This is a genomic window from Kribbella sp. NPDC048915, from assembly GCF_040649595.1.
Taxonomy (GTDB): domain Bacteria; phylum Actinomycetota; class Actinomycetes; order Propionibacteriales; family Kribbellaceae; genus Kribbella.
Map to the genome: position 1 here is coordinate 19,806 of NZ_JBEZFT010000079.1, position 14,053 is coordinate 33,858.

Consider the following 14,053-nt stretch of genomic DNA (forward strand, 5'->3'; position numbering starts at 1 on the left):
CGTCACGACCTGGACTGTGACCTGCGATGCAATCAGGTGCACTGCAACGAGTTGCATAGCTATGCTCCCGGGATGGCGCTGGAGCACGCGATCCTGGTCTCGCTGACCGAGCATGCCGGGACGGGGTACGAACTGGCCCGCCGGTTCGACCGCTCGATCGGCTACTTCTGGCCGGCCACCCACCAGCAGATCTACCGGGTACTGCGCCGGATGGACGAGGCCGGCTGGGTCCGGCACACCGAGATCGCCCAGGAGGGCCGGCCGGCCAAGAAGGTCTACCGAGTCGCGGCGGCCGGGCGCGCGGAATTGTCCCGATGGCTGGCCGAGCCGGCCGATCCCGCCGTACTGCGGGACGGACTGGCGGTGAAGCTGCGCGGGGCGTCGCTGGGGTCCGTCGACGACGTCCTGAAGGAGGTCGAACGGCACCGTGCGGAGCATGCCACGCGCGTCGAGGTGTACCGCGGGATCCAGACGCGCGACTTCCCGATACCGACCATGCTGCACGGCCGGGAGCTGCATCAGTACCTCGTGCTGCGCGGAGGGATCCGCGCCGAGGAATCTTTCGTCGCCTGGTGCGACGAGGTGATCGAGGCCCTCCGGAAGGACGACCGATGAGTTCGTACCCACATCTGCTGGAGCCGCTCGACCTCGGCCATGTCGTGCTGCCGAACCGGGTGATCATGGGGTCGATGCACACCGGCCTCGAGGACCGGCTGCGCGACCTGCCCAAGCTGGCCGAATACTTCGCCGAGCGAGCGCGGGGCGGCGTCGGCCTGATGGTGACCGGCGGTTACGCGCCGAACCGCACCGGCTGGCTCACACCGTTCGGGTCGACGCTGCGGACGAGTCGGCAGGCTCGCAAACATCGCCTGCTGACCAGCGCCGTCCACGACGAGGGCGGCCGGATCGCGTTGCAGATTCTGCACGCCGGCCGGTACTCGTACCACCCGTTCAGCGTCTCCGCGTCGGCGCTCAAGGCCCCGATCAACCCGTTCAAGCCCCGCGCGCTGTCGGATCGCGGCGTACAGCGTCAGATCCGGGCGTACGTCGACTGCGCGGCGCTCGCCCGCGAGGCCGGGTACGACGGCGTCGAGATCATGGGCTCGGAGGGGTACTTCATCAACCAGTTCCTGTCCGAGCGGACCAACCGGCGCACGGATCGCTGGGGCGGCAGCCCGGAGAACCGGCGCCGGCTCGCGGTCGAGATCGTCCGCCGCACGCGCGAGCGGGTCGGCGACGACTTCCTGATCATCTATCGGTTGTCGATGGCCGACCTGGTCGAGGGCGGGCAGACCTGGGACGACGTGGTGACGCTCGGCCGGGAGGTCGAGGCGGCCGGGGCGTCCATCATCAACACCGGAATCGGGTGGCATGAGGCGCGGGTGCCGACGATCGTCACCTCAGTGCCACGGGCCGCGTTCACGAGCGTGACGGCCGCGTTCAAGCCGCACGTCACGATCCCGGTGGTGACGTCGAACCGGATCAATCTGCCGCAGGTCGCGGAGCAGGTGCTGGCCCGCGGCGACGCCGACCTGGTGAGTATGGCGCGACCGTTCCTGGCGGATCCCGACTGGGTGCTCAAGGCAACCACCGATCGGGCGGACGAGATCAACGTCTGCATCGCCTGCAATCAAGCCTGTCTGGACCATGTGTTCGTCAAGAAGAAGGCGAGCTGCATGGTGAATCCGCGCGCCGGTCGCGAGACCGAGCTGCGCCTGCTGCCGACGCGACGGGCGAAGCGGATTGCGGTCGTCGGAGCCGGGCCGGCCGGTTTGGCCGCCGCAGTGACGGCGGCCGAGCGCGGGCATCGGGTCGAGTTGTTCGAGGCGGACGCGGAGTTGGGCGGGCAGTTCGGGATCGCGCAACGGATTCCGGGCAAGGAGGAGTTCGCCGAGACGATCCGGTACTACCGGCGGCGGCTGGACCTGACCGGTGTCAAGGTGCACCTCGGTCGCCGCGCCGGTGTCGACGAGCTCGCCGGGTTCGACGAGATCGTGCTGGCCACCGGCGTCGTACCGCGGGTGCCGGCCATCCCCGGCATCGACCGTCCCTCGGTGCTCTCGTATGTCGATGTGGTGCGGCACGGCCGGCCCGTCGGGGACACGGTCGCGGTGATCGGCGCGGGCGGGATCGGCGTCGATGTCAGCGAGTTCCTCACCACGGCCGGCCCCGTGGATCTCGAGTCCTGGAAGGCGGAATGGGGCGTCGGTGATCCGACCCAGTTGCCCGGCGCCCTCGCCGTACCGCGGCCGGAACCGTCACCGCGCAAGGTGTATCTGCTGCAGCGGAAGCCGGGGAAGATCGGCGCCGGGTTGGGCAAGACGACCGGCTGGGTGCACCGTGCGGCCCTGAAGAACAAGCAGGTCGAGCAACTCCGCGGCGTCAACTACGAACGCATCGACGACGACGGCCTGCACATCACCTTCGGCCCCAAGCGCGAGAAGCCGCGCGCCCTGGCCGTCGACACCGTCGTCGTCTGCGCCGGTCAGGAAGCCGTCCGCGACCTCGCTGACCCCCTCCGCGCCACCGGCCGCCCCGTCCACCTCGTCGGCGGCGCCGACGTGGCCGCCGAACTCGACGCCAAGCGTGCCATCGAGCAGGCGACCCGGCTGGCCCTCGAACTGTGACCGCGGACCTGCACTAGTGCGCGCTGGCCCCTCGCCCAGACGTAGTGCAGCGTGTACGTCGTACGCGCACTAGTGGGGGAACGATGCAGACTGTGTTGATTTCCGGGGCGGGGATCGCGGGGCCGGCGCTCGCGTTCTGGTTGCGGCGGTTCGGGTTCACCCCGACCGTGGTCGAGATCGCGCCGGCACCGCGGCCCGGCGGGCAGACCGTCGATCTGCGCGGCGTCTCGCGCACCGTCGTCGAGCGGATGGGGTTGATGCCGGCCGTCAAGGCGCGGCAGGTGCACGAGCGCGGCCTCGCGTACGTGCGGGCGGACGGCCGCTGGTCGGCGGCGATGCCGGCCGACCTGCTCGACGGCGCCGGGCCGGTCGCGGAGATCGAGATCCTCCGCGGTGATCTCGCTGAGGTCCTGGTCGACGCGACCAGCGACGTGGAGTACCTGTACGGCGACTCGATCGCCGAGCTGACCCAGGACGTGGCCGGCGTCGACGTCACGTTCGCCAGCGGCGGCCGGCGACGGTTCGACCTGGTGATCGGCGCGGACGGCGTGCACTCACGGGTACGGCGCCTGGCGTTCGGACCCGAGGAGCAGTTCGTCCACCACCTCGGCGGCTTCACGGTCGAGGCGCCCGAGGACCTGGACCACTGGATGAAGATCTACAGCGCGCCCGGCGGCCGCTGGGTCGGCCTCCGTCCGGACCACGATCCGCATCGTGCGAAAGCTCTGTTGAGCTTTCGTTCGAAGGTCCTGAACTACGGTCGCCACGACCCGGCCGCGCAGAAGCAGCTCGTGCGCGAGCGCTTCGAGGGCCTCGGCTGGCACACCGACCACATCCTGCGCGGCCTCGACCAGGCGACCGACTTCTATCTGGACAGTGAGAGTCGCGTCGTCGTCCCCGACTGGTCGCGGGGCAGGGTCGCTTTGGTCGGCGACGCCGGGTACTGCGGCTCACCGCTGGCCGGCCATGGTACGGCGCTGTCCCTGGTCGGCGCGTACGTCCTCGCCGGCGAACTCGCTGCTGCGGACGGCGATCACGTCCGCGCGTTCCCGGCGTACCAGCGGCGGATGCGCGCGTACGTCGACCAGCGGACCGAACTCCCGCCCGGCGGGATCCGGATGGCGATGCCGATGACGTCGTTCGGTATCGCGTACCGCGACCTGACGATCCGGGTGCTGACCTCGCGGCTGATGGCCGGGACGCTCACGAAGCTGGCCGCGGCGAAGCCGGATGCGATCGACCTGCCGGACTACGCGCTGCCGGACAACTCAGTCCAGCGGCGAGACCCACTCGGGGTCGCGGCCGAGGAGACCGAGTAGCTGGTCGAGTTCGGGCGCGGTCCCGGAGATCTTGAGGCTGCGCTGGAACGCGAAGCCGGGCCCGCGGTTCGCGTCGGTGTCGGGGATCCGCCGGGCCAGCTGCAAGGCCTGCTCGACCAGGTCCGGCGGCGGGTCGTATGGGACGTCGATCGCGCGGGCCAGGTCCCAGGCGTGGACGATGCAGTCGAGCTGGTGGAAGGTCAACGCGATCCGGCGCGGGAACGAGCCGAACTCGCGGATTTCCACCAGCCGGTCGAGCGCGCCGCCGTCGGCGAACGCGTCCGCCACCCGCACGTTGGAGCGCCGGTAGGCGCCGGCCGGGTGATCGCCGAGGTTGCCGCTGTTCCACGCGTGCACCGACGCCGAGCCGTTCAGCGCGGCGACGGCGAGACCCTCGTTCTGGCTGACCACGTGCCGCATCAGCCCGTGCACCGTCCAGTCCGGGCACGGGGTCGGGAACCACAGCTGCTCCGGGCGCACCTGCATGACGACTTCGCCGAGTACCGCGCCGGCCCTGCGATCCAGATCCCGGACGTCCATCCGTGCTCCCCTCGATCGAGCAGCCTCAGGCGCCGGCGGCTTCCTTGGCGGCGGCCTTCGCCGCCTTCTTGAAGTTGCGGACCTCGGCCAGCGACGCGGCGTCGGTGACGTCGGCGATCGAGCGGCGGGATCCGCGGTCGCCGTACGCGCCGGCCGCCTCGCGCCAGCCCTTCGGCGTCACACCGCGCTGCTTGCCGAGCAGCGCGAGGAAGATCTTCGCCTTCTGCTCACCGAATCCGGGCAGCGCCTTGAGCCGGCGCAGCACCTCGGCGCCGTCCGGCTTCGGGCGGCCGGAGAGCCAGATGTTCTCGACCTTGCCGTCGTAGGAATCGATGATCTCCTGGGCGAGCGCGTGCACACGTCGGGCCATCGAGCCGCCGTACCGGTGGATTGCCGGCGGGGTGACGCAGAGCTCGACGAAGGTGTCCAGGTCGGTGGCAGCGATCTTGTGCAGGTCGAAGCCGTCCATCCGGTTCGCGATCTTCTGCGGGCCGGAGAAGGCGTGCTCCATCGGGTACTGCTGGTCGAGCAGCATGCCGACCAGCAGGGCGAACGGGTCGTCGTTGAGCAACCTGTCCGCATCGGCGTTACCGGTGAGATGCAGTTCGCGCAGCATGCCGCCCATCTTGACACGGGATCAGCGGCTGGGCACCCGCGTCCGCCAGAGCAGGTAGACGAAGTACGGCGCACCGATCAGTGCGGTCAGCAGGCCGGCCGGGATCTGCGCGGGCGCGAGCACCGTCCGCCCGATGCTGTCCGCGAGGCTGACCAGGATCGCTCCGAGCAGGGCGGCCACTGGCAGGATCCGGGCGTGCCGGCCGCCCACCAGCGCGCGGGCCGCGTGCGGCGCGACCAGGCCGACGAAGCCCACCACGCCGATCGCAGATACGGCCGCCGCGGTCAGCAGCGCCGCTGCGAGCAGGACGAGCAACCGGACCCGCTCCAGGCGTACGCCGAGGATGCGCGGCACGTCGTCGTCCAGTGCGAGCAGATCGAGGTCCCGCCGTACGTGCACGACGAACGGGGTGATGACGAGCAGCGCCAGCGCCACCGGGGCAACCTGTGGGAGAGTACGTCCGTACGTGCTGCCGGACAGCCAGGTCATCGCCAGACTGAGGTTCCATGGGTTGGTGGCGACGATCAGCAGCGTGATGATCGCGGTCGCCGCCGACGAGACGCCGACACCGATCAGGACCAGTCGGTCCGAGCTCAGGCCGCCGCGCCAGGAGATCAGGTAGACCAGTCCGAACGTCGCCACCGCCGCGACTCCGGCGACGCCGGACAGCAGCCAGATGCTTGCTGACGGCAACAGAATGAGCACGGTGATCGCGCCGACGCCGGCGCCGCCGGTGATACCGAGAATGCCCGGTTCGGCCAGCGGGTTGCGGCACACGGCCTGCACCGTGGCGCCCGCGATCGCGAGCGCGGCACCGCACAGGACGGCGGACAGGACGCGCGGGAACCGCTGGTCGAGGACATACGTGATCGCCCGGCCGGAGCGGCCGTTGACCCAGTTCACCAGGTCGCCGGTGCGCAGGAAGGCGTCTCCGGCCAGCATCGCGCCCAGCGCCGCGACGACCAGCAGTACGGCCAGGCTGCAAGCCACGAGCAGGAACGTTCGCCGGCTTCGCAGACTCCCGCCGATGCCCGCCGGCGATCGGCTCGGACCGGAGTCGCGGTGGCGGCGAGCCAGCCAGATCAGCACGACCGCGCCGACCACCATCGTCATGATGCCGGTCGGGATCTCCACGCCGGCCTGACCACCGAAGATCGCCCGCAGCACCACGTCCGAGGCCAGTACGACGAGGACGCCGGACAGACCGGAGAGCGGAAGCAGCACGTGATGCCGCAGCAGACCGGGGACGAGCCGCGCGAGCAGGCGGACCAGGACCGGTGCGACCAGACCGACGAAACCGACCGGTCCCGCGACCGTGACGGCTGCTGCGGAGAGCAGGACGGTGACGAGGGTGGTGAGCACGCGGGTACGGCGTACGTGCACGCCGAGGACGGACGCGGTGTCGTCACCGAGCCCGAGGATGTCGAGGTTCCTCGCCAGCAGGAAGGCGCCGAGGAGACCGATCACTACGATCGGAGCCATCTGGATGACCGCGTGCAGATCCGTCTGGACCAGCGTGCCGGCGCCCCAGGCGAACGTGCCGACGGTTTCCTCCCGGAACAGCAGCAGCATCAGCGTCGTGATGCCGCCGAGCGCCATCGCCACCGCGGAGCCCGCAAGGATCAGGCGGGTCGGACCGGTCGATCCGCCGGCGGACAGCGCGAGCACCAGGCCGGCTGCCGCGAGTCCGCCGACGAACGCGACCCCGCCGGCCGGCAGCACCGGCAGTGACACCCCGAACGCGGCGAACACCACCACGGCCAGGTAGGCACCCGCGTTCACCCCCAACGTGTCCGGTGAAGCCAGCGGGTTCCGGGCCAGCGACTGCAGCCCGGCCCCGGCGACGCCCAGCGCGACGCCGACGAGGACGCCGGCGAGCAGCCGCGGCAGCCGGGACGCGATCAGGACGTTCGCCGCGTTGTCGGTGCCCTGCCCGAACACCAATCGGATCAGGTCGCCGGCCCCCACCGACGACGTCCCCTGCGTCAGGTGCACCGCGGCCAGCACCACGATCCCGGCGACCGCGAAAAGGAACAGCCCCGCGACCCCGACCCGGCCGCGAACCGCCGGGACCGCCACTTCCGCGGCGGCCTCCGGCGGGCGGGTCAGGTGGGTGCGGTCGGTCAAGACGTGACTGCCTGGACCGCTGCGTCGATGTACTGCGCGGTGGACTTCGGGCCGCCGAACATCCAGATGCCGTCGGGCAGCTTGTGCACCTTGCCCGACTTGACGAACGGCAGGTTCTTCCAGATCGCGTTGCCGGCCAGGTCGCCGCCGAACACGTCGCCGCCGTCGTTCTTGTTCGCGATGTAGAGGAAGTGGCCGTCGGGCACCTTGGTCAGGCCCTCGAGGTCGGTCTGCGCGAGTCCGTAGTCCTTGTCACCGCTGCCGGTCCAGCCGTTCTTCAGGCCGAGTTCGGTCGTCACCGCGCCGAGCAGCGAGCCGGTGGTGTACATCCGGATCGAGATCGTGCTGCCCTGCTTCCAGCCGTCCGCCATGGTGAAGTTCTGGCCGGCCTTGCCCGCGTCGGCGATCTTCTGCTTGCCCTCGGCAAGGGCCTTGTCGAAGTCCGCGTTCAGCGTTTTGGCCTGCTCGGCCTTCCCGACCGCCTGGCCGATCAGCTCGAGGTTGGTCTTCATCTGCGGGATCGCGTTCGCCGCGTCCGCGCCGCGGATGACCAGCACCGGCGCGGCCTTCTCGAGCTGGGTGATGGTGTTCGGGGCCTCGTCGGTGGTCGTGATCACCAGGTCCGGGTTGAGCGCGACGATCGCGTCGACGCTCGCCTCGCCGCGGGTGCCGACATCCTTCACCGCCGGGTCCAGCTTCTCCGCGGTCACCCAATTCGTGTAGCCCTTGGTGTCGGCGACGCCGACCGGCATCACGCCGAGGGAGACCAGGTTCTCGGCGGCGCCCCACTCCAGCGCGACCACCTTGGCGGCGGGCGCCTTCAGGTCCACCTTCTTGCCCCGGGCATCGGTCAGCGACACCGGCTGGGCCGCGGCGTTGCTGGTGTCGTCGGAGGCTGCGGGTTCGCTGGTACCGCAGGCGGTCAGGCCGAACAGGGCAGCAGCGAGCAGGGCGATGGCGGTTCGTCTCATCAGATGACCTCAGATAGTTGTGACGCGGGTCAGGTGTTTCCCGACCGGGCGGGTGCTGACCAGCCCGGTGGCCGGGTCGGTACCGACCTCGATGGTGATGCCGTACGTCTCGCTGAGCGCGTCGGCCCGCAGGACCTCTTCCGGCGTACCGGTCGCCCGGATCCGCCCTTGGTCGAGCAGTACGATCCGGTCCGCCACCGCGGCGGCCTGGTTCAGATCGTGCAGTACGACGCCGACCGCGACCCCGTGCTCGTCGGCGAGTTCGCGCATCAGGTCGAGCACCTCGATCTGGTAGCGCAGGTCGAGGAAGGTGGTCGGTTCGTCGAGCAGGAGTACGCCGGTGTTCTGGGCGAGGCAGGTGGCCAGCCAGACCCGCTGCAGCTCGCCGCCGGACAGCTCGTCCACCGCGCGCTCGGCCATCGCGGTGACGCCGGTGACGCGCATCGCGTGCTCGATCGCGCGCGGGCCGTCCGCGTCGTCGTCGCGCCAGCGGCTGCGGTACGGATGCCGCCCGTACCCGACGACGTCGCGGACGCTGACGCCGTTCGGCGTCGGCCGGGACTGCGACAGCAACGTCACCTTGCGGGCGAATTCCTTCGCCGACAGGGCCAGCGCGTCGCCGCCGCCGGGGAAGGTGATGCTCCCGGCGTCGGGGTGGTGCAGCCGGGCGAGGGCGCGCAGCAGCGTCGACTTACCGCTGCCGTTCGGTCCGACCAGCGCGGTGACGCCGGCGGCCTCGATCTGCAACGACGCGTTGCCGACCACCTGACGACCGTGATAGCCGAGTCGCAGACCCGTCCCGGTCAGCCCCACCGCATCCATGGCAGGAGGATAGCCTTACCTAACCTGATGTGTCAGGTGTGCGGTGTGTCTCACTACTTCACGTACGCTGTCCACGCTATCGGGTGAGGCCATCGGGAGGGGGCACATGCGCGAGTCGCCGTACCAGGTGATCGCGGCCGAGTTGCGGCGCCGGATCGAGGCCGGCGAGCTGCGACCGGGCGACCGGGTGCCGTCGACGCGGGCCCTCGTGCGCGACTTCGGGGTGGCGATGGCGACCGCGACCAAGACGCTGCGGACGTTGCAGGACGAGCGGCTCGTGCACGCCGCCCCCGGCGTCGGGACCGTGGTCGGTCCGCCGCCGCGCGCTCGTCGTCCGGGCGCTCCGCCGGAGCTCGATCGGGACGAGATCGTCCGGATCGGGATCGCGATCGCCGACACCGATGGCCTCGCGACGCTGTCCATGCGGCGGATCGCGACCGAGCTCGGGGTGTCGACGATGGCGCTCTACCGGTACGTCGGCGGCAAGGAGGCGCTGGTCGTCCAGATGGTCGACGCGGCGATCGGGGAGTTCCCGCTCGGGGAGGTCCCGGACGCGTGGCGTGCTGCGCTGACAGCGGTCGCCCGCGTGCACTGGGCGGCGTACAAACGGCATCTGTGGCTTGCGAGTGCAATCAGTCTGAGCCGGCCGCAGTTGGTGCCGCGGCTGCCGCCGCACACCGATGTGGTGCTGCAAGCCCTGCGTCCGCTCGGAAAGGGCGCGGCGCTGTCGGCGACGATCAGCCTGTTCGCGTACGTGCGCGGGATCGCGCTGGTGATGGAGTCCGAGGCACAGGCCGAGCAGGACACCGGCATCACCGCGGACGAATGGGCCGATCGGCAGGGCGACCAGTTGGAGGCCATGATCACGGCCGGTCGGCTGACCGCCTTCCAGGAGCTGCTGGCCGACGGGTTCGACTACGACTACGACCTCGACCAACTCTTCGACTTCGGACTCGGCATCTTCCTCGACGGCCTCGCCACCCGGCTACGCTGAGTACCGACGTCTTCTCCGGAGGTGGCGATGGAGCCTGTGTTCGCGCCGGGCGTGCCTGTCGGTGTGCGGCGGTTGTACGAGCACCAGCCGGAGTTGTTCGTGGGTGCGGACGCGCCACGGCCGAAGCGACAGACGTCGTGGTCGGTGGCGCCGGGGAACACCTTCGGGACGCTGCTGGTGTGGCTCGCGGTCTGTGTCGGCGGCTGGATCCTCGCGCTGATCATCTTCGCGGCGACGTTGCCGACCGACGTAGCGGCCTGGGCGTCGGTGGCGCTGGCCGGGGTCGCGGTGCTGGCAACGGGTGGTGTCCTGGTGAAGACGGTGCTCGAGGATCGCGGGCACAAGGCGGTCCGCCGGCAGTACCGCAAGTACCTGCTGCCGGAGGACTTCGACGACGAGGCTCAGCGGCTGCTCCGCCGGGCCCAGCGCTCGGTAAGAACGGTGCTCGAGGCAACAGTCACCCGCAAGGGACTGCTCGACGACGTGCACAACGAGCTCGTCCTGCCGGAGCAGTTGTGGGACATCGCGCAGGTGCTCCGCGAGCAGACCGTCCTGCGGGCCCGGCAACGCGACATCGCGCGTGGCATGTCCACCGCCGAGCTCGACACCGTGCTCAAACCGCAGCGGCGGGCGCTCGCGCTGTCGGTCGAGGCCATCACCCGCAAGGTCGACCTGCTGGACCGGTACGCCGATCGCGTCCGTTCGGCCGACGCCGCGTTGCGAGCCGAGGCGGCGCTGCAGGACGGCGACCGCTACATCGAACTGCTCGCCCGCACCGAACCCGTCGGCGACACGTCCGTCGTCCAGGGCTTCAGCGACGAGGCCGCCGCGTTGAAGGACACGCTCGCCCGATCTATCAACGCGGCCCGGGATGCCGGGCGAACGCTCGCGCTGCCCGAGTAAAGCGTGCAATCTGTCGAGATTGCACAGGTTCAGTGCTGGGCGAGGAGTTGCTGCTCCTGCTCGGGCGTCAGGCCGAGGTTCAGGGGCGGCATGCCGCGGTCGCGGTCCCAGGCGAGGACGTCCGCCACGGTTCGGCGCAGGGGAGTGACCGGGAGGCCCGCGGCGCGGGCCTTGGCCGGGTTGCGGCGGCGTTCGCCCCACTCGGCTTCGGGATCCATCAGCGGAAACCGGGGCGGGACGGCGTCGAACGGGATCGGCACGAGCTCGACCGTTGTGCCGGTCCACCAGTTGCAGTGGGGCTTCGGGCTTGGTCGGCAGGGCCACCCGTCCACCCCGGGCGCCGCGCCGAATCCAGTAGAGCGCGGTACCGGCCGGCAGGTCGCGCACGTAGACCGCGTGGCTCGAGATGAACACGTACCGCCCGATGCGGTCGCCGAGCACGTCCATCGCCTGAGCCACGTCCCGCGTCCGGAACCCGCTGGTGTCGACCACCGCGTCCCACTCGCCGCTCCGCAGCGCCGCGTAGTCGCCGGTGTCGCGGTCCCCGATCAGCTGCGTCACGTCCGCGGGCAGCGGCGACTCGCTCTTGCCGCGGCTGAACGACGTCAGCTCATGACCCTGCGCCAGCGCGTCGTCCACGATCGCGCGCCCGACGAACCCGTTCCCACCCAGCACCAGTATCCGCACGACCGCCCAACCTAGTCCGCCCCGCCGACCCGGTCGAGGAGATTAGGCTGGCGATCATGACCAACACAGTGGTGGTTGCCGGAGGCACCGGTGCGCTCGGCGTCGCGGTGACCGCGGAGTTCCTGCGCGCCGGGTGGCGCGTCGTCGTCCCCGGACGGACCGAGGAGTCGCTCGCCCGGCTCGGTACCGACCCGGCCCTCAACCCGGTGATCGCCGACCCCTTCGACCCGGCCGGTACGGCGGACGTCGTGGCGCTGGCGACCTCCGACGAGGACGCGCCGCTGACCGCCCTGGTCAACCTCGTCGGCGGGTTCGCCTCCGGTGCGCGGGTGCACGAGGCGCCGGTCGAGGACTTCGAGCGGATGCTCCGGCTGAACCTGCGGCCGACGTACCTGATGACCCACGGCGTCCTGCCGCATCTGGTCGCGGCCGGCGGTGGAGCGATCATTTGTACGTCGAGTCGCGCGGCGCAGCATCCGTTCTCGGGCGCGGCCGGGTACATCACCGCGAAGGCCGGGGTGATCGCCTTCGCGGACGCCGTGCACGCCGAGTACGCGCGCGACAACATCCGGGTGAACACGATCCTGCCCGGCACCATCGACACCCCGGCGAACCGCGCCGCGATGCCGAGCGCCGACACCAGCCGGTGGACGCCGCCGGACCGGATCGCCGCCGTGGTCCGCGCGCTCGTCGAAACCGAAGGTTTCAACGGTGCTCATCTGACCGTTTGACAACCTATCGACCCTGTAACACGTCTGAACGGGTAAAGGTGCGGTTCTTGACGCACACTTGGACTGGGGGACCACGGGGAGACAGGGGTGCCGATGGCGAGTGCGCGGGCGACTGCGAAGCGGCCGCGGTCGATGCCGAAGCTGCTGGGGTTCACGCTGCTGGGGGCAGTACTTCCGGGACTCGGGCTGATCGTCGGCGGGCGGCGCCGGATCGGTGCGTTCGTGCTCACGCTGTTCCTCGGCCTGGTCGGCGCCGGTGTGTGCGTCGGCCTCACCCGGCGCGACGAGGTGCTCGCGGCCACCGTCGTACCGAGCCGGCTGCTGGCGACCTCGGTGGTGATCGCCGCGCTCGCGTTCGGGTGGATCGTCGTGGTCGTGGCCTCGCACCGGTCATTGCGTCCGGCAACCGGTGGGGCCGGTGGGCGGGTCCTCGGGGCGACGTTCGTCGGGCTGCTGTGCTTCGCGATCGCGGCCCCGGCGGCGCTGGGTGTTCAGAGCGTGCTCGCACAGCGGACACTGGTGCAGGACGTGTTCCAGTCGCAGGAGGAGAGCAAGAGTGCCACCCGGCCGTCGACCGTCAACACCAAGGATCCGTGGGAGGACAAGCCGCGGCTGAACCTGCTGCTGCTCGGCGGCGACGACGCACCGGGCCGCGAGGGGGTGCGCACCGACACGGTGATCGTCGCGAGCATCGACACCCGGACCGGCGACACGGCTCTGGTCTCGCTGCCGCGGAACCTGACCTTCATGCCGTTCCCGAAGGACTCGCCGCTCCGCAAGTTCTACCCGAACGGTTTCGGCAAGGAAGGGCTGAGCCTCGAGGGCCGGCTCGAGTGGATGCTGACCGCGATGTACCAGAACGTCCCGGACGCGCATCCCGGCATCCTCGGACCGTCCGACAACGAAGGCGCCGACGTCCTCAAGCAGTCGGTCGGCGAGGCGATCGGGCTGAAGCTCGACTACTACCTGCAGGTCAACCTGCAGAGCTTCCCGGAGATCGTCGACGCGCTCGGCGGCATCACGGTGAACGTCAACGAGCGGGTCGCGATGGGCGGTGTCAGCAGCTCGCACATCCCGCCGAAGGAGTGGATCGAGCCAGGCCCGAAGCAGCACCTCGACGGCCGGCACGCGCTCTGGTTCGCGCGCGGGCGGTACGGCGCCGACGACGACCAGCGGCAGGTCCGGCAGCGGTGCGTGATCAAGGCGATGGTTGACGCGGCCGATCCGCAGACACTCGTGACGAAGTACAAGGCGATCGCCCAGGCAGGCCGGCACCTGCTGCGTACCGACATCCCGCAGGAGCTGCTGCCCGCGCTGGTCGAGCTGGCGCTGAAGGTGAAGTCGGCGACGGTCTCGAACGTGACACTGGACTCCGAGAAGCTGCGCCTCAAGTACCTGCACCCCGACTACCAGGCCCTCCGCGACACCGTCGAGAACGCCCTCGAATCCCCGGCACCGCCCACCACCGTCCCGTCGACCCCGGGTACGCCGACCACGACGCGAAAGCCGCCCGCGACAACCACCACCGCACCGCCCGGCCCCACCCAGAACCTCGCCGACGCCTGCGCCTGGAACCCAGCCGGCGACCAGCCCAGCTAGGCCTTGTCCTGCAGATCGTCGTGGAGCCAGACGATGATGGCGGTGATGGTGAGTTCGGCGCGGTAGTAGGCGGCGCGTTCGGCGTAGCGGGTGGCGAGATTTCGGAACTGTTTGAGC

General features: G+C 70.4%; 13 protein-coding genes and 1 pseudogene. 7 read left to right on the forward strand and 7 right to left on the reverse strand.

Annotated features, from left to right (window positions below; all coding sequences use genetic code 11):
* The first annotated feature begins 72 nt into the window (after window positions 1-72).
* The 3 genes from AB0B82_RS28885 to AB0B82_RS28895 all read left to right on the forward strand — a co-directional run bounded on the left by AB0B82_RS28885 (window position 73) and on the right by AB0B82_RS28895 (window position 3,946).
* The gene (locus tag AB0B82_RS28885; protein ID WP_360175305.1) at window positions 73-615 is read left to right on the forward strand and encodes a PadR family transcriptional regulator; all 543 of its coding nucleotides are present in this window, start codon (window positions 73-75) and stop codon (window positions 613-615) included.
* Complete coding sequence (locus AB0B82_RS28890; protein ID WP_360175308.1) at window positions 612-2,627, forward strand: NADPH-dependent 2,4-dienoyl-CoA reductase; 2,016 nt, start codon at window positions 612-614, stop codon at window positions 2,625-2,627. The genes AB0B82_RS28885 and AB0B82_RS28890 overlap by 4 nt, the downstream gene beginning before the upstream one ends.
* An 83-nt stretch (window positions 2,628-2,710) precedes the next feature.
* On the forward strand, window positions 2,711-3,946 hold the full coding sequence (locus AB0B82_RS28895) for an FAD-dependent monooxygenase (RefSeq protein ID WP_360175311.1): 1,236 nt from the start codon (window positions 2,711-2,713) through the stop codon (window positions 3,944-3,946).
* Here AB0B82_RS28895 and AB0B82_RS28900 read toward each other — a convergent pair.
* The 5 genes from AB0B82_RS28900 to AB0B82_RS28920 are packed head-to-tail and all read right to left on the reverse strand — an operon-like array spanning window position 3,896 to window position 9,022.
* A complete protein-coding gene (locus AB0B82_RS28900) occupies window positions 3,896-4,486 on the reverse strand; it encodes a TIGR03086 family metal-binding protein (RefSeq protein WP_360175314.1) in 591 nt (196 codons plus the stop codon). The two genes, AB0B82_RS28895 and AB0B82_RS28900, sit on opposite strands and share 51 nt — an antisense overlap.
* A gap of 25 nt (window positions 4,487-4,511) precedes the next feature.
* Entirely contained in the window at window positions 4,512-5,102 is a 591-nt protein-coding gene (locus tag AB0B82_RS28905) for an HhH-GPD-type base excision DNA repair protein (RefSeq protein ID WP_360175317.1), read from the reverse strand.
* A gap of 21 nt (window positions 5,103-5,123) precedes the next feature.
* Complete coding sequence (locus AB0B82_RS28910; protein ID WP_360175320.1) at window positions 5,124-7,229, reverse strand: iron ABC transporter permease; 2,106 nt, start codon at window positions 7,227-7,229, stop codon at window positions 5,124-5,126.
* Window positions 7,226-8,200, reverse strand: a complete 975-nt coding sequence (locus AB0B82_RS28915; RefSeq protein WP_360175323.1) for an iron-siderophore ABC transporter substrate-binding protein — start codon at window positions 8,198-8,200, stop codon at window positions 7,226-7,228. The genes AB0B82_RS28910 and AB0B82_RS28915 overlap by 4 nt, the downstream gene beginning before the upstream one ends.
* Window positions 8,201-8,209: 9 nt before the next feature.
* Window positions 8,210-9,022: an ABC transporter ATP-binding protein gene (locus tag AB0B82_RS28920; RefSeq protein WP_360175326.1), complete on the reverse strand. Its 813-nt coding sequence runs from the start codon at window positions 9,020-9,022 to the stop codon at window positions 8,210-8,212.
* 106 nt (window positions 9,023-9,128) lie between these two features.
* Here AB0B82_RS28920 and AB0B82_RS28925 point away from each other — a divergent pair, with 106 nt between their 5' ends.
* Together AB0B82_RS28925 and AB0B82_RS28930 are read left to right on the forward strand one after the other, a co-directional pair.
* Window positions 9,129-10,016 (forward strand): GntR family transcriptional regulator, encoded by an 888-nt coding sequence (locus AB0B82_RS28925; protein WP_360175329.1) that lies wholly within the window; start codon window positions 9,129-9,131, stop codon window positions 10,014-10,016.
* Window positions 10,017-10,043: 27 nt separating this feature from the next.
* Complete coding sequence (locus AB0B82_RS28930) at window positions 10,044-10,919, forward strand: hypothetical protein (protein ID WP_360175332.1); 876 nt, start codon at window positions 10,044-10,046, stop codon at window positions 10,917-10,919.
* Window positions 10,920-10,948: 29 nt separating this feature from the next.
* Here the strand turns inward: AB0B82_RS28930 and AB0B82_RS28935 are convergent, their stop codons facing one another.
* Together AB0B82_RS28935 and AB0B82_RS28940 are read right to left on the reverse strand one after the other, a co-directional pair.
* Window positions 10,949-11,179, reverse strand: a complete 231-nt coding sequence (locus AB0B82_RS28935; protein ID WP_360175335.1) for a hypothetical protein — start codon at window positions 11,177-11,179, stop codon at window positions 10,949-10,951.
* A gap of 307 nt (window positions 11,180-11,486) precedes the next feature.
* Window positions 11,487-11,606: pseudogene (locus AB0B82_RS28940) on the reverse strand (NAD-dependent epimerase/dehydratase family protein); the annotation flags it as partial.
* A 56-nt stretch (window positions 11,607-11,662) separates the two neighbouring features.
* Here AB0B82_RS28940 and AB0B82_RS28945 point away from each other — a divergent pair.
* Window positions 11,663-12,337, forward strand: a complete 675-nt coding sequence (locus AB0B82_RS28945) for an SDR family NAD(P)-dependent oxidoreductase (RefSeq protein ID WP_360175338.1) — start codon at window positions 11,663-11,665, stop codon at window positions 12,335-12,337.
* A 93-nt stretch (window positions 12,338-12,430) separates the two neighbouring features.
* Window positions 12,431-13,936: an LCP family protein gene (locus tag AB0B82_RS28950; RefSeq protein ID WP_360175340.1), complete on the forward strand. Its 1,506-nt coding sequence runs from the start codon at window positions 12,431-12,433 to the stop codon at window positions 13,934-13,936.
* Window positions 13,937-14,053 lie beyond the last annotated feature (117 nt).